Source organism: Enterobacter cloacae complex sp. IR5450, assembly GCF_049238665.1.
Taxonomy (GTDB): domain Bacteria; phylum Pseudomonadota; class Gammaproteobacteria; order Enterobacterales; family Enterobacteriaceae; genus Enterobacter; species Enterobacter hormaechei_C.
Window position 1 is genome coordinate 68,124 of sequence record NZ_JBMKIC010000001.1, and the last position, 20,305, is coordinate 88,428.

At 53.1% G+C, this 20,305-nt stretch carries 18 protein-coding genes; 10 read left to right on the forward strand and 8 right to left on the reverse strand.

All coding sequences use genetic code 11. From position 1 onward, the window contains the following. Nucleotides 1–21: 21 nt before the first annotated feature. Genes ACOTYB_RS00320 through ACOTYB_RS00340 form a run of 5 tightly spaced genes read left to right on the forward strand, consistent with a single transcriptional unit; the run spans nt 22 to nt 5,512 of the window. Entirely contained in the window at nt 22–2,613 is a 2,592-nt protein-coding gene (locus tag ACOTYB_RS00320) for an outer membrane usher protein (RefSeq protein WP_058652475.1), read from the forward strand. A gap of 28 nt (nt 2,614–2,641) precedes the next feature. After that, the gene (locus ACOTYB_RS00325; RefSeq protein WP_220153581.1) at nt 2,642–3,214 is read left to right on the forward strand and encodes a fimbrial protein; all 573 of its coding nucleotides are present in this window, start codon (nt 2,642–2,644) and stop codon (nt 3,212–3,214) included. Nucleotides 3,215–3,240: 26 nt separating this feature from the next. Further along, complete coding sequence (locus tag ACOTYB_RS00330; protein WP_045330980.1) at nt 3,241–3,804, forward strand: fimbrial protein; 564 nt, start codon at nt 3,241–3,243, stop codon at nt 3,802–3,804. Between the two features lie 14 nt (nt 3,805–3,818). After that, on the forward strand, nt 3,819–4,427 hold the full coding sequence (locus ACOTYB_RS00335; protein ID WP_022650406.1) for a fimbrial-like protein: 609 nt from the start codon (nt 3,819–3,821) through the stop codon (nt 4,425–4,427). 11 nt (nt 4,428–4,438) lie between these two features. Next, entirely contained in the window at nt 4,439–5,512 is a 1,074-nt protein-coding gene (locus tag ACOTYB_RS00340) for a fimbrial protein StkG (protein WP_045336089.1), read from the forward strand. Nucleotide 5,513: 1 nt separating this feature from the next. On the opposite strand, the gene ACOTYB_RS00345 is transcribed toward ACOTYB_RS00340, so the two are convergent. The 4 genes from ACOTYB_RS00345 to ACOTYB_RS00360 all read right to left on the reverse strand — a co-directional run bounded on the left by ACOTYB_RS00345 (nt 5,514) and on the right by ACOTYB_RS00360 (nt 9,071). Further along, nucleotides 5,514–6,761 (reverse strand): polysaccharide deacetylase family protein, encoded by a 1,248-nt coding sequence (locus ACOTYB_RS00345; protein WP_003856293.1) that lies wholly within the window; start codon nt 6,759–6,761, stop codon nt 5,514–5,516. A gap of 63 nt (nt 6,762–6,824) precedes the next feature. Beyond that, complete coding sequence (locus ACOTYB_RS00350) at nt 6,825–7,265, reverse strand: PTS sugar transporter subunit IIA (RefSeq protein WP_003856295.1); 441 nt, start codon at nt 7,263–7,265, stop codon at nt 6,825–6,827. A 112-nt stretch (nt 7,266–7,377) separates the two neighbouring features. Continuing rightward, nucleotides 7,378–8,148: an ABC transporter permease gene (locus ACOTYB_RS00355; RefSeq protein ID WP_003856297.1), complete on the reverse strand. Its 771-nt coding sequence runs from the start codon at nt 8,146–8,148 to the stop codon at nt 7,378–7,380. After that, entirely contained in the window at nt 8,145–9,071 is a 927-nt protein-coding gene (locus ACOTYB_RS00360) for an ABC transporter ATP-binding protein (protein ID WP_003856300.1), read from the reverse strand. Before ACOTYB_RS00360 ends, ACOTYB_RS00355 begins: the two co-directional genes overlap by 4 nt. 107 nt (nt 9,072–9,178) lie before the next feature. Between ACOTYB_RS00360 and can the strand changes: the two genes are divergently transcribed. Further along, entirely contained in the window at nt 9,179–9,841 is a 663-nt protein-coding gene (can, locus tag ACOTYB_RS00365; RefSeq protein WP_003856301.1) for a carbonate dehydratase, read from the forward strand. 64 nt (nt 9,842–9,905) lie between these two features. On the opposite strand, the gene hpt is transcribed toward can, so the two are convergent. Beyond that, nucleotides 9,906–10,442, reverse strand: a complete 537-nt coding sequence (gene hpt, locus ACOTYB_RS00370; RefSeq protein ID WP_003856303.1) for a hypoxanthine phosphoribosyltransferase — start codon at nt 10,440–10,442, stop codon at nt 9,906–9,908. A 206-nt stretch (nt 10,443–10,648) separates the two neighbouring features. Here hpt and ACOTYB_RS00375 point away from each other — a divergent pair, with 206 nt between their 5' ends. Beyond that, nucleotides 10,649–13,039 carry a glucose/quinate/shikimate family membrane-bound PQQ-dependent dehydrogenase gene (locus ACOTYB_RS00375; protein WP_003856304.1) on the forward strand — a complete coding sequence of 797 codons (2,391 nt, stop codon included), beginning with the start codon at nt 10,649–10,651 and terminating at the stop codon, nt 13,037–13,039. Nucleotides 13,040–13,125: 86 nt separating this feature from the next. Here the strand turns inward: ACOTYB_RS00375 and cueO are convergent, their stop codons facing one another. Continuing rightward, the gene (cueO, locus tag ACOTYB_RS00380) at nt 13,126–14,685 is read right to left on the reverse strand and encodes a multicopper oxidase CueO (protein ID WP_220153580.1); all 1,560 of its coding nucleotides are present in this window, start codon (nt 14,683–14,685) and stop codon (nt 13,126–13,128) included. A gap of 145 nt (nt 14,686–14,830) precedes the next feature. On the opposite strand from cueO, the gene ACOTYB_RS00385 reads away from it, so the two are divergent. The 3 genes from ACOTYB_RS00385 (at nt 14,831) to speD (ending at nt 16,944) form a co-directional block, all read left to right on the forward strand. Further along, on the forward strand, nt 14,831–15,178 hold the full coding sequence (locus ACOTYB_RS00385; protein ID WP_003856306.1) for a YacC family pilotin-like protein: 348 nt from the start codon (nt 14,831–14,833) through the stop codon (nt 15,176–15,178). A gap of 101 nt (nt 15,179–15,279) precedes the next feature. Beyond that, nucleotides 15,280–16,149 (forward strand): polyamine aminopropyltransferase, encoded by an 870-nt coding sequence (speE, locus tag ACOTYB_RS00390; RefSeq protein ID WP_003856307.1) that lies wholly within the window; start codon nt 15,280–15,282, stop codon nt 16,147–16,149. Beyond that, nucleotides 16,150–16,944 (forward strand): adenosylmethionine decarboxylase, encoded by a 795-nt coding sequence (gene speD / locus ACOTYB_RS00395; protein WP_003856308.1) that lies wholly within the window; start codon nt 16,150–16,152, stop codon nt 16,942–16,944. It begins immediately after the preceding gene. 31 nt (nt 16,945–16,975) lie between these two features. On the opposite strand, the gene yacL is transcribed toward speD, so the two are convergent. Further along, nucleotides 16,976–17,338, reverse strand: coding sequence for a protein YacL (gene yacL, locus ACOTYB_RS00400; protein WP_003856309.1), 363 nt, complete (start codon nt 17,336–17,338; stop codon nt 16,976–16,978). 190 nt (nt 17,339–17,528) lie between these two features. Then, on the reverse strand, nt 17,529–20,126 hold the full coding sequence (gene acnB, locus ACOTYB_RS00405; RefSeq protein ID WP_220153579.1) for a bifunctional aconitate hydratase 2/2-methylisocitrate dehydratase: 2,598 nt from the start codon (nt 20,124–20,126) through the stop codon (nt 17,529–17,531). Nucleotides 20,127–20,305: the final 179 nt, after the last annotated feature.

The following is a 20,305-nucleotide window of genomic DNA, read 5'->3' on the forward strand; positions in this document are numbered from 1 at the left end:
CACTGATTAAGTGGATGTGCCATGTTATTTAAACGTTCTCTTTTATGTCTTGCGATAAGCGCAGCATTGCCTTTTTATGCTTGCGCAGAAAATATCACGCCAGCAAAAGATCTGCCTGATAATGAAGAAGAGGTCGAGTTTAACGATCAATTTCTTTTAAATGGCAGTGCTAGTATTGATATTAATCGTTTTTCACATGGCAACCCGGTTTTACCGGGGACCTATCGCACTAAGATCAACCTGAACGGTAAACTGAAGTCTACCGTGGAGGTCACGTTTAAAGATAACGGAACACCTCGTGCGACACCGTGCATAACAAAACTGCTGCTGTCACAATCGGGTGTCGACACCAGCACATTGCCTGACGGACCGGAAGACGATGAAACCTGCGTCGATATTAAAAAATCCTTCCCTGGCGCTACGGTTAGCTATGACAGTGGCAAGCAGGCAATGGATTTTAATTTTCCGCAGATTTATGTGCTGAAACGCCCGGCAGGCTATGTCGATCCATCGTTGTGGGATAATGGGATCCCTGCCGCTCTGCTCTCTTATGACATGAACGGGTGGCGTAGCGAGAACAACGGCAGTACATCAGAAAGTGCATATGTAGGATTACGCTATGGTCTGAATATGGGGCCATGGCGTCTGCGCTCGCGTGGCAATTTTAACTGGGACAAAGATAGTGGCACAAAATATTCCAGTCAGGATGTCTATTTGCAGCGCGATATTACACCGTTGAGCGCCCAGTTTGTCATCGGCGACTCTTACACGCGTGGCGAGGCATTTAACTCTATGAGCCTTCGCGGTGCACGCATGTACAGTGACGATCGCATGTTGCCAATGGGGTCCACAGGCTACGCTCCTGTCATCCGGGGTGTCGCGAACAGTAACGCGAAGGTCAGCGTCACGCAGAGCGGCAATAAGATCTATGAAACCTCGGTGCCACCAGGCGCGTTTGAAATAAACGACCTGAGTACCACAGGTTACGGTAATGATTTACTGGTAACGATTGAAGAAGCGGACGGCAGCAAACGCTCCTTTACCGTACCCTTTTCATCCGTTACTCAGATGCTCCGTCCGGGAGCATCTCGCTGGGACGTCGGTTTAGGTGAATTAAATGACGATTCACTGATTGATGCGCCTAAAGTGGGTTACGGTACCCTTTACTATGGCCTGAATAATACGTTCACGGGTTATATTGGCGCACAATATACCGATATGGATTTTTATGCCGGTATTCTCGGCGTGGCAATGAATACCCCTGTTGGTGCGTTTGCATTCGACGTTACGCAATCATATGCAGATATTGAGGGGCTGGATAAATTAAGCGGTCAAAGTTATCGTTTAACGTACAGTAAAATGATTGAGTCGACGAATACTTCCTTTAACGTTGCGGCTTATCGTTTCTCGACGGAAGACTACCTGACGCTTAACGATGCGGCGCAACTTCAGGACAGTATTAAGCACCAGAAATACTCAAACCGTAGCTATGACTCAAACGAAGCGTTATATGCAGACTATCAGCGCACCAAAAATCAGGTGCAAATTAGTCTTAACCAACCGCTAACATCCGGAGAGGACAATTATGGCTCCCTGTATGTAAGCGGCACCTGGCAGGATTACTGGAACGCTACGGGCTCAACTTCCAATTATAATATTGGTTATAACAATAGCTTCACCTATGGCAGCTACAGCCTGTCATTACAGCGAACCTATGATCAGAACGGCAAGAAAGACGACAGCGTTTATTTAAGCCTGAGCATTCCATTAAGTGTATTCTCAAAAGATAGAGGGAATTCTGGTGGATTCTCGAACATTAACATGGGATTACGTTCCGACCTTAAAGGCGGCACAAGCTTTAACACGTCCGCGGGTGGAAATACGCAAGATAATAAGGTGAGTTATTCCGTTAGCGCCTCGTCAAACAGCGGTAATTATGGTGACCTGAATCAGATAAGCGGCTACGGGTCCTATAACAGTGAATATGGCCCGCTGGGTTTATCTGCCTCTTTTGGCGATGACAACAGTAAACAATATTCTGCCTCCTATAGCGGTGGCATGGTATTGCATTCAGGGGGCATCGCATTTGCGCCAGGGAGTATTGGTGACAACGATGCGCTGGCGCTGGTCAAAGCGAGTGGCGCGAAAGGTGCCGGTATCGGCTTTGGTAACAGTGAAATAGGCAGTTCCGGCTATGGCATTCTGCCTTATATGTCTGCCTACCGTGAAAACCGCGTATACCTTGATATCAGCACGCTGGAAAACGATGTTGAAATTAAAAACACCAGTGAAATTACGGTTCCCCGCAGTGGTTCCGTTGTGCTGGTTGATTTTGTAACCGATGAAGGTCGTTCATTAATTTTAGAACTTAAGCGCACCGATAACGGATTTATTCCTTTAGGCGCTGATGTTTTAAATGAAAAAAATGAATCAATTGGCACCGTAGGGCAGGCGGGGCAAGCCTATGTCCGCGGCGTTGAAGATGAAGGCACGCTTCATGTTGTCTGGGGAAGCGATAAAGACAGTAAGTGTGACGTGCATTATAACGTCTCATCACATGCTCAAAAAGTAGGACTTACAACGGTACTCAGCAATCAAGTGTGCCAGATGTAATTATTCGGGAAAATAGACGAGAGTTTGTATGAAAAAAAATCTTTATAGCCTGTCAGCCGTTGCCATGACGGTGCTGGCGTTATCAGGTGCAGCGCTCGCCGAGGGCACGAATCTCGATGTTAACTTCACGGCTAATATCCGTGAAACCACTTTTGATATGAAACTGGTTGGTGGTGAGGGTTCCGATACTCAGCAAACGCTGAAAATCGGTGGCGGTCAGGTGCGCCTTGACGATGTCAAAGCTGGCACCGCAAATGCCAATTTCAAAATCGTGATCGTTGAGTGCCCGGCATCTCTGACCTCATTGAAAACCACAGTATCGGGAACACGCTCTGGTTATTTATTCTCCGGCCTTGTTAACTCAATATTAAAAACCGCCGGAGGCGCAGACTACTCTGCTGTTGAAATTGCCAGAGCCAGCACACCGGATGCCCCGTTTATCATTAACTCCAAAGACGATTCGGAGCGCCTGGTCTGGACCCCTACAGAAATCCAAAATAAAGAAGTTCAATTGGTAGCCACATTGCGTGAAACCAAAGCTAACAGCATGACAGTTGGTGATTTCCAGGCCGTGGCAACTTTCGAGTTTAGCTACGAGTAATTGGCGCAGGAAAACGGAGCAATATTATGAAATTTAAATCAACTTTAATCGCCCTGTCCGTTTCTACCCTTCTCTTCTCTGGAGTGGTAAGCGCTGCAATTACAGGCACCGATAGTGTCAGTATGACGATTCAAACAAAGGTAGTTTCAGGCACCTGTACAGCAAAAGTGCTCAACGGCGCAGGTACTGCATCCACTGAAATTGCATTTGGCGATGTATACAAATCGGATCTGGTGAATAAAACCCGCGTCGAGCCGCTCAAAATAAGCTTCACTAACTGTTCTGGGGTAACGAAGGCAACGGTCGCTGCCGCGAAAGGCGCTGGCGGAGAATGTAGTGGTATAGCCAAAAATGGTGACTCGTTCTCTGGCGGCTTAGCAACGGGCTTTGAAATCTGGTCCGGCACTGTCGATACAGGCTTGTTGATGAGCTGTAACACGCCTCCGGCGGCTCAGGAAGTCACCATTACTGACGGCGCGGGTGAATTCCCGATGAACTCTCGTATTGTCATAGGCCAAGGCATGGCGATTAGTGATGTTGGCACAGGTGCGGTTACCGCTCCGGTAACGTTTACCGTCACCTATCAATAATTCCAGGTACCATCATGCAACAATCACCGTTTAATTTACACCAGCCCGGTCTTGTGTTGCTTATCGGTCTGGCTGGTAGCACTCTGCCTGGCATATGCCAGGCAGGTTCAGGTGTGGATGTAAACCTGACAGCAAATATTGTTAATAATACCTGTCGGCTAAGCGTCGAAAACGGCGGAGAGATCACTTTGCCGACCGTGACACGAGACTGGTTTTATAACAGCGACAAGAGCGATCGTCTATCGCCAACCGATGATGAAGCAGGAACGCCTTTTACGATCCACGTAGATGACTGCTACGCGAGCAGTACAGAAGGCGCAACGATTAACAAACTGAAATTTAGTTTTGCTCCGCAAAATGGTTTCTGGAGTAATCACAACCAGGTCTTTAAAAACGATGCCACAGCCGGTGCGGCTGAAAATGTGGGTATCGTTATTTTTTCAGATGCGTTCAAAACTAACGTCCTGAACAGCGACGGGACATCAAACGTTATTTACGATGTCAGTGGAAGTAGCGAGAACTATATAAAGGATTATGGATTTTACGCGCGTTATCAGAACGTTGGAACTATCACCAGCGGCGCTGTGATGAGTAATGTTCTGGTTAACGTAAGCTATGAATAAAGGGATTTAGGATGAAAAAATATCTTACTATATTAGCGTTAGCGGCGTTCGGGCTGTCTGGCGCAGCGCATTCCGCGTTAGAATGTAAATTTAACAGTAATGATACGCTGCTCATTATGTCTCCGGGCACACAGCCGGTCATTACACCTCTGCCTGTTGGTACGGTAACGACACCCGTGCAGATCAGTAACACTATTATTATGGAAACAACCCCAGCATTAACATCAAGTTGCGAAGTGGGTGACGATGGTGAAAATGTTTACCAGATGACGAACAATGCAATGCTTTGGGGGGAGATCGATGGCAAAGCCACTTTTCGTACAAACATCCCCGGGATTGTTTACACGCTGGCATTCTATCCTGATGGCAATGGTGTAACGGCCTGGTTCCCACCCAATCCAAATGAGTTTTATCTCACGGGTAACGATCATGATAACGAAGATGCTGTAAAAGGAAAAACCTGGCACGTTCGTATGGAGTTCTGGCAGACAAACGGATTCACCGGTGTTCCCAACGACGAAGACTTCCTGACCGCAAGCAGTGGTCCAATCGGTCAAATTATCCTCGGTAATCCAAATGGAACGACAGTAGAAGATCACCCTCGCCCTCTGGTGAATATGTCTCAGATGTCGTTCAGTATTCCATTAAATCGCCCGACCTGTGCCTTACGTGCGCCCACAACGGTAAACCTTGGTGACTGGTATCCCGCGGAGGTCGAAAGCGGGAATACCAGCAAAGTCGAGTTCCATGTGACGGGTACATGCGTGAATACCATCGGCGTTTACTATACGCTATCCTCCACGCACACCACCGCAGATAAGAAATATTTTACCAATACCGTGGAGAGTTCAGGTGGTGTGACTGCGGCAGGTGGCGTTGGCGTTATGATTCTGGATAGCCAGAATGATAATTATCCTGTGCCAGCGAATGGCAGCAAGCACGTCATCGCGGTGGGTGAAGTGTACGGCGATCCCGTGAGTATTGTAGACAAATCAATTTGGGCCAAACTGGTTAAGATCGGCAGCGATCCGGTAACCGTCGGTGTTTTCGGCACCACCGTGACCATTCAGACCACGTACGAATAACCTACCCCTGCGGCTGATTACTGATCAGCCGCGACATGGTCTCCAGCGAATCCGTTCTTAAAATATACAGACGTTTCAGTAAGAACGGATTATCCCCCGGCTTCACCTTCCCTTTCACCGTGGTCACCGCCAGATGAAACCCCGCATCGTTCGCCGCCTTAATCGCTTTATTGTCATAGCCGCCAAACGGATACGACACATACAACACGCGCGGGTTGAACTGCGCCAGTGCACGACGTGATCGTTCAAAATCAAACAGGATCACGTGATAGCTACGGCTCAACAGGATGGGGTGTTTATAGCCATCCACGCGATGCAGGAAATGGGTGTGAGACTGAATGTCGAACACATCCTGGATGCCCTTGATTTCCTGAACGCTCATAAACTGTAGCGATTTTGGATCCCACTTCTGCGGATGGCCTTTGATACGTGATGAAATTATAAACGCCGTCGCGTTGAAGCCATATTCTTTCAGAACAGGGTACGCGTAGCGGCTCACCGATTTGAGACCATCATCAAAGGTGATCACCACTGCTTTCGCGGGTAGGTTCATCTTGTTACGCACGTACCCTTCAAGCTGGTACATCGTCAGCGTGGTATAGCCTTGATCGCGTAACCAGGCCATCTGATTATTAAACGCACGTACGCTGGTCGTCGTGGAGGTATGTCGAAAACGGGTGTTCTCTTCATCACGCAAAATATGATGGTAAGTCAGAACCGGTAGCCCGTTATCTTCCTGTGCATCGAGGCTGCTGATCCACGCCAGACGATTGCCGATGCGGATCTGAAACCAGGTCTGGTTCAGGCGATCTTTCAGCTTATTCAGAATCGGATAGCGAAGATTGGCGCTTAAGGTGCCAAAAGGCGCGCTTCCGCTGCTGGGGGCGTTATAGACCGGCGTGTCTTTCCAGGTGATGAGGTTTTGATTACTGAGCGGCTTGTTCAAGTCACCCAGGCTATCCTCAACGCGTTGTTTGCCCTGAACTTTTTCAAGGTGGTCTTTATCAATAAACCCCGTACCGAATCCGAAACGAAATTCATAGTAATCCGCCGCGGCCGGAAAGACAGCGAGGATCTGCCCGGCGCGAACATTCCCTACATTCACGACGGCATTTCCCACCTGCGCCCAGATGGCCGCATCTTCGGTGGTTTGCATATATTGGGCAGGAAGGCCTTGCTGACTGGTCAGGCTGGCAGACGCACCACCGGAAACCAGCAGCAGAAGGATAAAGATAACGCGCATGAGCATGGGATATAAATCGATACGGAAAATCAGTCGCCATTGTAGCAAAAGCGACATCAATACCAATGTTTAATGCTTATACAGATCGTGAAGCAGAACGAAAGGCGGGTTCTTCTGCTGCTGGTGCCACAGGCTGCTCACGCCCGGGGAGCCCTGCGCCACAATGGCGTGGCGAAACTCAGCGCTGCTCAACGTTGCGCGCAGCGGATACATCGCTTCGAGTAAAGGCAGGCTGATACCGGAGATCACTTCACAATTATCATGCTTATGGCTCATTAACGCCGCTGAACGGTAAGGCGCCGCGCCCGATTTGTCGGTGAGAAAAATCACGCCATCACCGGTGTCGGTTTCATGCAGCGCGTCGCACATCATCCGGCTGAGCATGTTGGTGCTCAGCCCTCGCCAGTAATTTACAGCACGGCATTGCGCCAGGGGACCAAACCGGGCCTCCAGCTTCAGCAGCATTTCCTGCGCCACTTCATCGTGGCAGGTGATCACCCATCCCAGCATAACGTCTCTCCTTAGCAGGCGAGTAGTTTACCGAAGTGAAGGTTAGTTTACGGTGATAACTGTCAAAGAAAGCGCCCGGCAGACGGTACGTCGCCGGGCAGAAGGCAGAGGATTAGCTGCGCAGCCCACGGCCACGCTGGATCAAATACCAACACAGCAGGTAGAACGCCACGATAAACACCACCAGCACGACGACGGTGGTGAACAGCGGCACGTCGGTGATGCCGAGGAAACCGAAGCGGAAACCGCTGATCATGTAGACAATCGGGTTCAGGTGCGAGAGTGCCTGCCAGAACGGCGGCAGCAGCGTCAGGGAGTAAAACACCCCGCCGAGGTAGGTCAGCGGCGTCAGCACAAAGGTCGGGATCAGGCTGATGTCGTCAAAGGTTTTAGCGAACACCGCATTCAGCAAGCCGGCCAGCGAGAACAGAATCGCGGTGAGCAGCAGCGTCAGCGCCACGAAAAGCCAGGAGTGAACCTGAAACGGCACGAAGAACAGCGAAATGGCCGTTACCAGGATACCCACGCACAGCCCGCGCGCCACGCCGCCACCCACGTAACCGGCGATGATGACGTGCGTTGGCACCGGCGCCACCAGCAGCTCTTCAATGTTGCGCTGGAACTTGGCGCTGAAGAATGAGGACGCCACGTTCGCGTAGGCGTTGGTGATCACCGCCATCATGATCAGGCCCGGCACGATAAACTGCATATAGGTGAAGCCGTGCATCTCACCAATGCGGGAGCCAATAAGGTTGCCGAAAATGATGAAGTAGAGCGTCATGGTGATCACCGGCGGCACCAGGGTTTGCACCCAGATACGCATAAAGCGGTTAATCTCTTTCGCCCAGATGCTTTTCAGCGCGACCCAGTAAAGATGCGTCATGCCTTGTCTCCTTGTTTGTCGTGCACCAGAGAGACAAACAGCTCTTCCAGTCGGTTTGCTTTGTTACGCATGCTTAATACCTGAATGCCCTGCGCGCTCAACTGTGAGAACACGCTGTTAATACCCTGCTCGCGCAGCACTTCTACCTCCAGCGTCGAGGTATCGACCAGGCGATAGTTGTAGCCCTCCAGTTTCGGCAGCGCGCTTTTCGCCGCCAGATCGAGGATAAAGGTCTCTGATTTGAGCTTGGAGAGCAGATTCTTCATCGAGGTGTTTTCCACCAGCTCGCCGTGCTGAATGATGCCGATATTGCGGCACAGCATTTCCGCCTCTTCCAGGTAGTGCGTGGTCAGAATGATGGTGGTGCCTTTGTCGTTCAGATCTTTCAGGAAACCCCACATGGAGCGACGCAGTTCAATATCCACACCAGCGGTCGGCTCATCAAGGATAAGCAGCTTTGGCTCGTGCATCAGCGCGCGGGCAATCATCAGGCGGCGCTTCATCCCTCCGGACAACATCCGCGCGCGCTCGTTACGTTTCTCCCACAGATCAAGCTGTTTCAGGTACTTTTCGCTGCGCTCAAGCGCCTCTTTGCGCTCCACGCCATAGTAACCCGCCTGGTTAACAACAATCTGCTGTACCGTCTCAAACGGGTTAAAGTTGAACTCCTGCGGCACCAGCCCCAGCTGGCGCTTGGCGTTGACCACATCTTTTTGCAGATCGTAGCCAAACACGCTGACGCGGCCCGAGGTTTTATTGACCAGTGAACTGATGATCCCGATGGTGGTGGATTTCCCTGCCCCGTTCGGCCCCAGAAGCGCGTAGAAATCTCCCGCTTCGACTTTAAGATCTATCCCGCGCAGCGCCTGAACGCCCCCCGGGTAGGTTTTTTTGAGCTGTTCAAGCTCCAGTGCAATCGCCATGAATTCAACTTACCTTAAGTTCTGACACACGTTGTGTGGTTTCATTAAAAGTCGGGTTACCCTATAGTAGCGCAACGCAATCACTTGGTTACAGGTCGCTAACCTCCATGAACGACATAGATACACTCATCAGCAACAATGCACTATGGTCAAAAATGCTGGTGGAGGAAGACCCCGGATTTTTTGGAAAACTCGCGCAAGCGCAGAACCCACGCTTTCTCTGGATTGGATGTTCTGACAGCCGCGTCCCCGCCGAACGTCTGACTGGTCTTGAACCTGGCGAACTGTTTGTTCACCGCAATGTGGCTAACCTGGTTATTCATACCGATCTCAACTGCCTTTCGGTTGTTCAGTATGCCGTTGATGTTCTGGAGGTCGAGCACATTATTATCTGCGGCCACTACGGCTGCGGCGGCGTGCAGGCGGCGGTCGAAAATACAGAGCTGGGGTTAATCGATAACTGGCTGCTGCACATTCGTGATATCTGGTTCAAACATAGCTCACTGCTGGGCGAAATGCCGCAGGAGCGCCGTCTCGACACGCTGTGTGAGCTGAACGTGATGGAGCAGGTGTATAACCTGGGCCATTCGACGATTATGCAGTCTGCCTGGAAACGCGGGCAGAAGGTCTCCATCCACGGCTGGGCGTACGGTATTCACGACGGCCTGCTGCGCAATCTGGAAGTGACCGCCACCAACCGCGAAACGCTGGAACAGCGTTACCGCTCGGGAATTGCCAACCTCAAGCTTAAGCACGTTAACCATAAATAACAAAGCCGGGGGTTTTCACCCTCTCCCTGTGGGAGAGGGCTGGGGTGAGGGCATCAGCCCGAAATTATTCGTCAAGAATCACCACTTTCCCAACATACGGCAGATGGCGATAACGCTGTGCGTAATCAATGCCGTAACCCACCACGAATTCGTCCGGGATGGAGAAACCAACGAACTCCACCGGCACCTGCACTTCACGGCGCTCAGGCTTATCCAGCAGGGTACAAATCGCCAGTGATTTTGGTTCACGCAGGCTCAGGATCTCACGCACTTTAGAGAGCGTGTTGCCGGAGTCGATGATGTCCTCAACAATCAACACATCTTTGCCACGAATATCTTCATCCAGATCTTTCAGGATTTTCACATCACGGGTTGTGGACATGCCGCTGCCGTAACTGGAGGCGGTCATAAAATCGACCTCGTGCGGCACCTGCACTTCACGACACAGGTCTGCCATGAACATGAAAGAGCCACGCAACAAACCGACCAGCACCATTTCGCTGCCGCTGTCCTTGTAATGTTCGGTGATTTGACGACCCAGTTCGGCGATACGCGCTTTGATCTCGGCTTCCGGGATCATCACTTCAACAGTATGTTTCATATTACTAACCAAATGATTTTAGTGAAAATCTCTCAATGCGGATGACTCTCGCTCCGGCATCGATACGCAAGCCAGCCATTATACCAGTAAATGGATAAGCCTGGCGTATGAGTTATAAAAAGCAATATTTGTGATTCCGATCACAGTTGTTAATACCTATAATTAATTGCTAGCAAATAATTAACAAAACTGACGAGTACTTTTCTATGGCTGAAACAAAAACTAAACAGCCGCGTCTACTGGTGACATTAACAGCCGCGTTTGCCGCATTCTGCGCGCTGTATTTGTTAATCGGTGGCGTATGGCTGGTCGCGATTGGCGGCTCCTGGTACTACCCGATTGCGGGTCTGGTTATGGTTGGCGTAACCGTCCTGCTTTTACGCAGAAAACAATCTGCTCTGTGGTTGTACGCAGCGTTACTGCTCGCAACCATGATCTGGGGCGTCTGGGAAGTCGGGTTCGACTTCTGGGCGCTGACGCCGCGCAGCGACATTCTGGTCTTCTTCGGTATCTGGCTGATCCTGCCGTTTGTCTGGCGTCGTCTGATTGTCCCTTCCAGTGGCGCCGTGGCCGGTCTGGTCGTTGCTCTGCTGATTAGTGGCGGCATCCTGACCTGGGCCGGTTTTAACGACCCGCAGGAGATCAATGGCACGCTGAACGCGGAATCCACGCCGGCTGCGGCTATTTCGCAGGTGGCGGACGGTGACTGGCCTGCTTATGGTCGTAACCAGGAAGGTCAACGCTACTCCCCGCTGAAGCAGATCAACGCGGACAACGTGAAAAACCTGAAGGAAGCCTGGGTATTCCGTACCGGCGACCTGAAGATGCCAAACGATCCGGGTGAGCTGACCAACGAAGTGACCCCGATTAAAGTGGGCAACATGCTCTACCTGTGTACGGCGCACCAGCGCCTGTTCGCGCTCGACGCGGCCACCGGTAAAGAGAAATGGCACTTTGATCCACAGCTGAACTCCAACCCGTCGTTCCAGCACATCACCTGCCGCGGCGTCTCTTACCACGAAGCGCGCGCAGATAATGCCAGCCCGGAAGTCATTGCCGACTGTCCTCGCCGCATTATGCTGCCGGTGAACGATGGCCGCCTGTTTGCCATCAACGCTGAGACCGGTAAGCTGTGCGAAACTTTCGCTAACAAAGGCATTCTGAATCTTCAGACCAACATGCCGGACACCACGCCGGGTCTGTATGAGCCGACCTCCCCGCCAATCATCACCGATAAAACCATCGTGATTGCCGGTTCGGTAACGGATAACTTCTCTACCCGCGAAACCTCCGGCGTTATCCGTGGTTTCGACGTGAACACCGGTAAACTGCTGTGGGCCTTCGACCCGGGCGCGAAAGATCCTAACGCGATCCCATCCGATGAACACACCTTTACCTTTAACTCACCGAACTCCTGGGCACCGGCAGCGTATGACGCGAAGCTGGACCTGGTTTACCTGCCGATGGGCGTGACCACGCCGGATATCTGGGGCGGTAACCGCACGCCGGAGCAGGAACGTTACGCCAGCTCCATCGTGGCGCTGAACGCAACGACCGGTAAACTGGCATGGAGCTACCAGACCGTTCACCACGATCTGTGGGATATGGATATGCCGTCCCAGCCGACGCTGGCGGACATTACCGTTAACGGTAAAACCGTTCCGGTGATTTACGCCCCGGCCAAAACCGGCAACATCTTCGTGCTGGATCGCAGCAACGGTAAGCTGGTTGTTCCTGCGCCAGAAAAACCGGTTCCGCAGGGCGCGGCCAAAGGCGACTACGTCACCAAAACGCAGCCGTTCTCTGACCTGAGCTTCCGTCCGAAGAAAGATCTCAGCGGTGCAGACATGTGGGGTGCCACCATGTTTGACCAGCTGGTGTGCCGCGTGATGTTCCATCAACTGCGCTATGAAGGCATCTTCACGCCGCCTTCAGAGCAGGGCACGCTGGTCTTCCCGGGTAACCTGGGGATGTTCGAGTGGGGTGGGATCTCCGTTGACCCTAACCGTCAGGTCGCCATCGCTAACCCAATGGCGCTGCCGTTCGTTTCCCGTCTGATCCCACGCGGTCCGGGTAACCCAATGGAGCAGCCGAAAGATGCGAAAGGCAGCGGTACCGAAGCCGGTATCCAGCCGCAGTATGGCGTTCCTTATGGTGTGACCCTGAATCCGTTCCTTTCTCCGTTCGGTCTGCCGTGTAAACAGCCTGCCTGGGGTTATATCTCCGGTCTGGATCTGAAGACCAATAAGATCGTCTGGAAAAAACGTATTGGTACGCCACAGGACAGCATGCCGTTCCCGATGCCTGTTCCAGTGCCGTTCAATATGGGTATGCCAATGCTGGGTGGCCCAATCTCCACCGCCGGTAACGTGCTGTTCATCGCGGCAACCGCAGATAACTACCTGCGCGCGTACAACATGACCAACGGTGAGAAACTGTGGCAAGGCCGTCTGCCAGCCGGTGGACAGGCAACGCCGATGACCTATGAAGTGAATGGCAAGCAGTACGTTGTCATCTCTGCGGGTGGTCACGGTTCGTTTGGCACGAAGATGGGCGACTATATTGTCGCGTATGCACTGCCTGACGACGCTAAGTAACGAAAAAGCCCGGTGGCGCTAACGCATACCGGGCCTACGGGTGCCCTATGTAGGCCGGGTAAGGCGAAGCCGCCACCCGGCTTTTTTTATACGGTAAAACCGAGCATCATCCCCGTATCTTCATGCTCCAGCAGATGACAGTGGGCCATATAGGCAAACTCTTTCGGTGCCTCGTGGTCGAACTTCACCAGCACCTCGCTGACGCCGCCTTCCACCCTCACCGTATCTTTCCAGCCCGCGCGATGCGGCTCCGGCGCTTTACCATTTTCAGACAGGATACGGAACTGCGTGCCGTGGATATGGAACGGGTGCAGCATCATGTCCCCTTCGCCTGAAATCATCCAGCGTTCAAACTGCCCTTTCGTGGCGGCGAACATGGGCGTATTCATATCGAACGCTTTGCCGTTGATGCGGTTGGCATTGTGGAAATCGAAACCATGGCCGCCGTGATCCATGCCGCCCATATTGCCGTGGTCCATATTCATATGGCCCATCATCTGGCCGTGATGCATTCCCGCCATGGCCTGATTGCCGTACTTCTTCATCAGCGCCTGCATGCCCATCATGTCGAGCATCGGGTCCATGGAAAGCTTAAGTTTACGCTGCGTAAGCCCGTCCAGCGACGGGAGTGCTGGCAGCGTGGTGAGGGTCTCCGGCAGCGTACCGGAGGCGGTGATCTGTAGCGGCTGAATGCGCAGGACCGGATGCGGCTTATCAAACGGCGCGACGGCCATCCCCATCTGGCTGACCGGCAGGGTCACCAGGTCAAACGCTTTGCCATCGCTGATATCCACCAACACCTCGAAGCGCTCGCCCATCAGCATCGGCAGCTCGCTCACCTTCACCGGCTCCGGCAGCAGGCCGCCGTCGCTTGCCACTACATAAAGCGGGCGTTTATCGCTGGTGGCGAAGTTCAGGGAGCGGGCGTTACAGCCGTTAAGCAGACGTAAGCGCAGCCAGCCTTTTGGCGCGGCATGCTGCGGGTAGATCGCGCCGTTGGTCAGCAGCGTATCGCCAAACCAGCCTACCGCCGCGCTCATTACGTCCAGCTGATAGTCAATTTGCCCGTCAGCGCTGAATTTTTTGTCCTGCACAATCACCGGGACATCGTCGATACCCCACTGTTTCGGCAGGCGCAGCAGGCGGCTTTCATCGTCTTCAATCAGCACCAGCCCGGCCAGCCCCATCGCCACCTGATGGCCCGTTTTGCCATGCTGATGCGGGTGGAACCAGCAGGTCGCCGCGCGTTGTTCCGGGGTAAAGGTTACGCTGCGTTTACCACCAGGCCTGATGACGCCCTGAGGCCCCCCATCCACTTCGCCCGGGACTTCCAGCCCGTGCCAGTGCAGCGTGGTCTCTTCCGCAAGCGTGTTATGAATGTCTACCGTCACCGCCTTCCCTTTGCGTAACTGCAACGCCGGGCCGAGCAGATTGCCGTTATAGCCCCACGTCGTGGCGGCGTGCTGACCGAAAGTGGTTTTACCGGCCTGCACCACAAGCTGAATGCGGCTGCGGGCATCTGGGGCGAGTAATTCAGGAATGGGTAAAGCCGGTCTGTCGGCGGCAAAAACGGCGCGGCTCCAGAGAGGTAATGCGCTCGCAACCCCCAGCGCGGCAGAAAATTTTAAAAAATCACGACGTTGCATGTGCATTTCCTTATTTCCAGCAGGCGATCTTTTGAGCATAAACCCTCCCCTTACCGGAAGGTCAAGCACGGCGGCAATAATAAAGATCGTCGGCCTGGCATCAAGTATGCTAACGTTAATTTTCCGTGATGCAGTGGTAAAGGCAATGAAGACGTTTTTCAGAACAATTTTGTTCGCCAGCCTGATGGCGATGTGTGCGAACAGTTACGCGCTAAGTGAAAACGAAGCGGAAGATATGGCCGATCTGACGGCAGTTTTTGTTTTTCTGAAAAACGATTGTGGTTACCAGAATTTACCCAATGGGCAAATTCGTCGCGCACTGGTCTTTTTTGCCCAGCAGAATCAATGGGACCTCAGCAACTACGACAGCTTCGACATGAAGGCGCTCGGTGAAGACAGCTACCGTGATTTAAGCGGTATTGGCATTCCCACTGCTAAAAAATGCAAAGCGCTGGCTCGCGATTCACTCAGCCTGCTCGCCTACGTGAAGTAACCTTCCCGACGCCCCTTGTTGACCCGCTAACCGCCTCTCGGCGGTGTTGTGTTGCGCCCATCTGCCGGATGTAATGGATGTTAACGAAGGAGGTGCTCCCCATGACCGAAAAAACGGTATGGCAAGAAACGCTGCACGACCAGTTTGGTCAGTATTTTGCCGTGGATAACGTGCTCTATCATGAGAAAACCGATCATCAGGATTTGATAATATTCGAAAACGCCGCTTTTGGCCGCGTGATGGCGCTGGACGGCGTGGTGCAAACCACCGAGCGCGACGAGTTTATCTATCACGAAATGATGACCCACGTCCCGCTGCTGGCCCACGGCCACGCGAAGGACGTGCTGATTATCGGCGGCGGCGACGGCGCGATGCTGCGTGAAGTCTCTCGCCATCAGAATGTCGAAACCATCACCATGGTGGAAATCGACGCCGGGGTCGTGTCGTTCTGCCGCCAGTATCTGCCCAACCATAATGCCGGCAGCTATGACGATCCGCGGTTTAATCTGGTTATCGACGATGGCGTCAATTTTGTTAACCAGACCACGCAAACGTTTGATGTCATTATCTCTGACTGTACCGACCCTATCGGTCCGGGCGCGTCGCTGTTTACCTCGTCGTTTTACGAAGGCTGCAAGCGCTGCCTGAAGCCTGGCGGAATTTTTGTGGCGCAAAACGGCGTTTGCTTCCTGCAACAGGATGAAGCGCTTGATAGCCACCGTAAGCTGAGCACCTATTTTGCTGACGTCAGCTTCTATCAGGCGGCCATTCCGACGTACTACGGCGGTATCATGACCTTTGCCTGGGCGACGGATAACGACGTATTACGTCATCTTTCCACCGAAATTATTCAGGCCCGCTTCCATCAGGCAGGTCTACAGTGCCGATACTACAATCCGGCTATTCATACCGCAGCCTTTGCGTTGCCTCAATATCTGCAAGACGCGCTGTCCTCAAAGGAGGTGAACTAATTGAAAAAGCTTAAACTGCATGGCTTTAACAATCTGACCAAAAGCCTGAGTTTTTGTATTTACGATATCTGCTACGCCAAAACAGCAGAAGAGCGCGATGGTTACATCGCCTATATCGATGAACTCTACAACGCCAACCGTCTGACCGAGATCCTGACAGAGACCTGCTCGATTATCGGCGCGAACATCCTCAATATCGCGCGCCAGGATTATGAGCCTCAGGGAGCGAGCGTCACCATTCTGGTGAGTGAAGAGCCGGTTGACCCACAGCTTATCGACAAAACCGAACACCCCGGCCCGCTGCCGGAAGTGGTTGTCGCCCACCTGGATAAAAGCCATATCTGCGTGCACACCTACCCGGAAAGCCACCCGGAAGGCGGGCTGTGTACCTTCCGCGCGGATATTGAAGTGTCGACCTGCGGCGTGATTTCACCGCTGAATGCGTTGAATTATTTAATCCACCAGCTGGAATCCGATATCGTCACTATTGATTATCGCGTGCGCGGTTTTACCCGTGATATCAACGGTATGAAGCACTTCATTGATCATGAGATCAACTCCATTCAGAACTTCATGTCCGAGGACATGAAGTCGCTGTACGACATGATGGATGTGAACGTCTATCAGGAGAATATCTTCCACACCAAAATGTTACTTAAGGAATTCGACCTTAAGCACTACATGTTCCACACGAAGCCGGAAGATTTAAGTGAAGAAGAGCGAAAGGTCATTACCGACCTGCTCTGGAAAGAGATGCGCGAAATTTACTACGGCCGTAACATTCCGACCGTGTAAACGTGACCCGGAGCAGGGACGCTTCGGGGAGTTACTTCTGTTTCATAAAGTCGCGGTAGGCGTTCACCACGCTCAGGAAATCTTCCACGCCGCACAGCGACAGGCTCTCTTCGTCGTAGTAGCTCATCCCCTCTTCCATTTCATCACCCGAGAACTCAAGCTGGTTGGCGCGCACCATCACCTCTTCGCCATCCATCCACAGGGTGTATTCGTGCCCGGCGCGTTGCCAGGAGCGTTCACTGCCTTTCACCGTTTCCGCCGCCTGCTCAACTTCATCCAGCAGCGCGAGGTTCTCTTTCACCTCTTCGTTAAACCAGTGTCCAACGGCTTCGTGCCCCATCGACATTCGCACTTTCACCACGCCGGTGATATCGCGCAGAAATTCGTAATCCATAGTGTTTTCCTCTGCAAAGCCATTAAGGTAATTATCGCAGCAGCGAGGAAGAAAAAAAGCGGGAGAGGTGGGAGGAATGAAAATAAAAAGGTGAGAGCAAGACCCTGCGGCCTGATGCCCTCACTCCGTCCCTCTCCCACGGGAGAGGGTGCAAACACTAAAAACCGTCTCGTAGAGACGGTTTTGCTGTTTATACCGCCGTCTGGAAGATCACCCCGTCTGCCTTCTCGGTGTACTGAGAGAGCTGGTCGAAGTTCAGGTAGCGATAGGTATCCACCGCCGTCTTATCCACCTGAGCCACAAAGGTCTGGTACTCTTCCGGCGTTGGCAGTTTGCCAATCAGCGCCGCAACCGCCGCCAGCTCCGCAGAGGCCAGGTAAACGTTCGCCCCGGTTCCTAAACGGTTAGGGAAGTTACGGGTTGAGGTGGAGACCACCGTCGCACCGTCCGCTACGCGCGCCTGGTTGCCCATACACAGGGAACAGCCAGGGATTTCGATACGCGCCCCGCTCTTACCAAACACGCTGTAGTAGCCCTCTTCGGTCAGCTGAGCCGCGTCCATACGGGTTGGCGGCGCCACCCACAGACGGGTTGGCAGCTGGCCTTTGTGGGTATCCAGCAGCTTGCCGGCTGCACGGAAGTGGCCGATGTTGGTCATGCACGAACCGATGAACACTTCGTCGATCTTCTCGCCCTGAACTTCGGACAGCGGACGCGCGTCGTCCGGATCGTTCGGTGCACACAGGATTGGCTCTTTGATATCCGCCAGATCGATGTCGATCACCGCCGCGTACTCTGCGTCAGCATCGGCTTCCAGCAGCTGCGGATCCGCCAGCCATTTTTCCATGCCCTGGATACGACGCTCCAGCGTACGACGGTCGCCGTAGCCTTCTGCAATCATCCACTTCAGCAGCACGATGTTAGAGTTCAGATACTCAATAATCGGCTCTTTGTTCAGCTTGATGGTGCAGCCCGCAGCCGAACGCTCAGCGGAGGCATCGGTCAGCTCGAACGCCTGCTCCACTTTCAGATCCGGCAGACCTTCAATTTCCAGAATGCGGCCAGAGAAGATGTTTTTCTTCCCTTTTTTCTCAACGGTCAGCAGACCCTGTTTGATGGCATACAGCGGGATCGCGTGAACCAGGTCGCGCAGGGTAATACCCGGCTGCATTTTACCTTTGAAGCGCACCAGCACCGATTCCGGCATATCCAGCGGCATCACGCCGGTCGCGGCAGCAAACGCCACCAGACCGGAGCCCGCCGGGAAGGAGATACCGATTGGGAAACGGGTATGGGAGTCACCGCCGGTACCGACGGTATCCGGCAGCAGCATGCGGTTCAGCCAGGAGTGGATAACGCCGTCGCCCGGACGCAGAGACACGCCACCGCGGTTCATGATGAAATCTGGCAGCGTGTGGTGCGTGGTCACGTCAACCGGCTTCGGATACGCCGCAGTGTGGCAGAAGGACTGCATCACCAGATCGGAAGAGAAGCCCAGGCACGCCAGGTCTTTCAGCTCATCACGGGTCATCGGACCGGTGGTGTCCTGAGAGCCGACGGAGGTCATCTTCGGCTCGCAGTACGCGCCAGGACGGATACCAGCGACGCCGCAGGCGCGACCGACCATTTTTTGTGCCAGCGAGAAGCCACGGTTGCTTTCCGCCACGTCTTTCGCCTGACGGAACACGTCGCTGTGCGGCAGACCCAGCGCTTCACGCGCTTTGGTGGTCAGGCCACGGCCGATGATCAGCGGAATGCGGCCACCAGCACGTACTTCGTCGATCAGCACGTCGGTTTTCAGCTCAAAGCTCGCCAGCAGCTCGTTAGTTTCGTGATTACGCACTTCACCTTTGTACGGGTAAACGTCAATCACGTCGCCCATGTTCAGGTTAGAGACATCCACTTCGATCGGCAGCGCGCCAGCATCTTCCATGGTGTTAAAGAAGATTGGTGCAATTTTGCCGCCGAGGCACAGGCCGCCGCCGCGCTTGTTTGGCACGTGCGGAATGTCGTCGCCCATGAACCACAGCACGGAGTTGGTGGCGGACTTACGGGAAGAGCCGGTACCCACAACGTCACCCACGTAAGCCAGCGGGAAACCTTTTTGTTGTAGGGCTTCGATCTGTTTGATCGGGCCAACGCTGCCTGGCTGGTCCGGCTCAATGCCTTCACGGGCGTTTTTCAGCATCGCCAGGGCGTGCAGAGGGATATCAGGACGAGACCACGCGTCCGGTGCCGGGGAGAGGTCATCGGTGTTGGTTTCACCGGTCACTTTGAAGACGGTAACGGTAATTTTTTCAGCAAGCTGAGGGCGGTTCAGGAACCATTCGGCATCGGCCCAGGACTGCATCACCTGCTTCGCATAGACGTTGCCTGCTTTAGCTTTTTCTTCCACATCGTAGAAGTTATCGAACATCAGTAGCGTTGAAGAGAGCGCTTTAGCGGCAATCGGTGCCAGCTTGTCGTTATCCAGCGCGTCAATCAGCGGATGAATGTTATAGCCGCCCTGCATGGTGCCGAGCAGTTCAATCGCTTTTTCAGGAGTAACCAGTGGGGAGGTGGCTTCGCCTTTGGCAACGGCGGCAAGGAATCCGGCTTTTACGTAGGCAGCTTCATCTACGCCAGGCGGTACACGGTTGATCAGCAGATCTAACAGGAATTCTTCTTCGCCCTCAGGCGGATTCTTCAGCAGCTCGACGAGCGCGGCCATTTGGGTTGCATCTAACGGTTTGGGTACAATTCCCTCGGCGGCACGTTCTGCTACGTGCTTACGGTATTCTTCTAGCACGACGGTTCTCCTCGCTCTCATTGTCATATGCGGCGGGCGTTCTCTTCACGCTCCTGTGAGACAGCAGTTTGTAGGGTAAATGCCCGATACCGCGTCGGGCAGCATAGCAGGATTTCTGCACAGTGTTAATCTGTTTACAAAAAAGCAACATTAAAAAATTTGCTGAATCGTTAAGCATG

What these genes read in the sequence shown, in the direction of transcription:
- ACOTYB_RS00375 (WP_003856304.1), top strand. Translation starts at nt 10,649, where the DNA reads ATGGCTGAAACAAAAACTAAACAGCCGCGTCTACTGGTGACATTAACA.
- ACOTYB_RS00330 (WP_045330980.1), top strand. Translation starts at nt 3,241, where the DNA reads ATGAAATTTAAATCAACTTTAATCGCCCTGTCCGTTTCTACCCTTCTC.
- ACOTYB_RS00350 (WP_003856295.1), bottom strand. Translation starts at nt 7,265, where the DNA reads ATGCTGGGATGGGTGATCACCTGCCACGATGAAGTGGCGCAGGAAATG.
- ACOTYB_RS00335 (WP_022650406.1), top strand. Translation starts at nt 3,819, where the DNA reads ATGCAACAATCACCGTTTAATTTACACCAGCCCGGTCTTGTGTTGCTT.
- ACOTYB_RS00385 (WP_003856306.1), top strand. Translation starts at nt 14,831, where the DNA reads ATGAAGACGTTTTTCAGAACAATTTTGTTCGCCAGCCTGATGGCGATG.
- ACOTYB_RS00360 (WP_003856300.1), bottom strand. Translation starts at nt 9,071, where the DNA reads ATGGCGATTGCACTGGAGCTTGAACAGCTCAAAAAAACCTACCCGGGG.
- ACOTYB_RS00345 (WP_003856293.1), bottom strand. Translation starts at nt 6,761, where the DNA reads ATGCTCATGCGCGTTATCTTTATCCTTCTGCTGCTGGTTTCCGGTGGT.
- speE (WP_003856307.1), top strand. Translation starts at nt 15,280, where the DNA reads ATGACCGAAAAAACGGTATGGCAAGAAACGCTGCACGACCAGTTTGGT.
- ACOTYB_RS00355 (WP_003856297.1), bottom strand. Translation starts at nt 8,148, where the DNA reads ATGACGCATCTTTACTGGGTCGCGCTGAAAAGCATCTGGGCGAAAGAG.
- can (WP_003856301.1), top strand. Translation starts at nt 9,179, where the DNA reads ATGAACGACATAGATACACTCATCAGCAACAATGCACTATGGTCAAAA.
- hpt (WP_003856303.1), bottom strand. Translation starts at nt 10,442, where the DNA reads ATGAAACATACTGTTGAAGTGATGATCCCGGAAGCCGAGATCAAAGCG.
- ACOTYB_RS00325 (WP_220153581.1), top strand. Translation starts at nt 2,642, where the DNA reads ATGAAAAAAAATCTTTATAGCCTGTCAGCCGTTGCCATGACGGTGCTG.
- ACOTYB_RS00320 (WP_058652475.1), top strand. Translation starts at nt 22, where the DNA reads ATGTTATTTAAACGTTCTCTTTTATGTCTTGCGATAAGCGCAGCATTG.
- yacL (WP_003856309.1), bottom strand. Translation starts at nt 17,338, where the DNA reads ATGGATTACGAATTTCTGCGCGATATCACCGGCGTGGTGAAAGTGCGA.
- ACOTYB_RS00340 (WP_045336089.1), top strand. Translation starts at nt 4,439, where the DNA reads ATGAAAAAATATCTTACTATATTAGCGTTAGCGGCGTTCGGGCTGTCT.
- cueO (WP_220153580.1), bottom strand. Translation starts at nt 14,685, where the DNA reads ATGCAACGTCGTGATTTTTTAAAATTTTCTGCCGCGCTGGGGGTTGCG.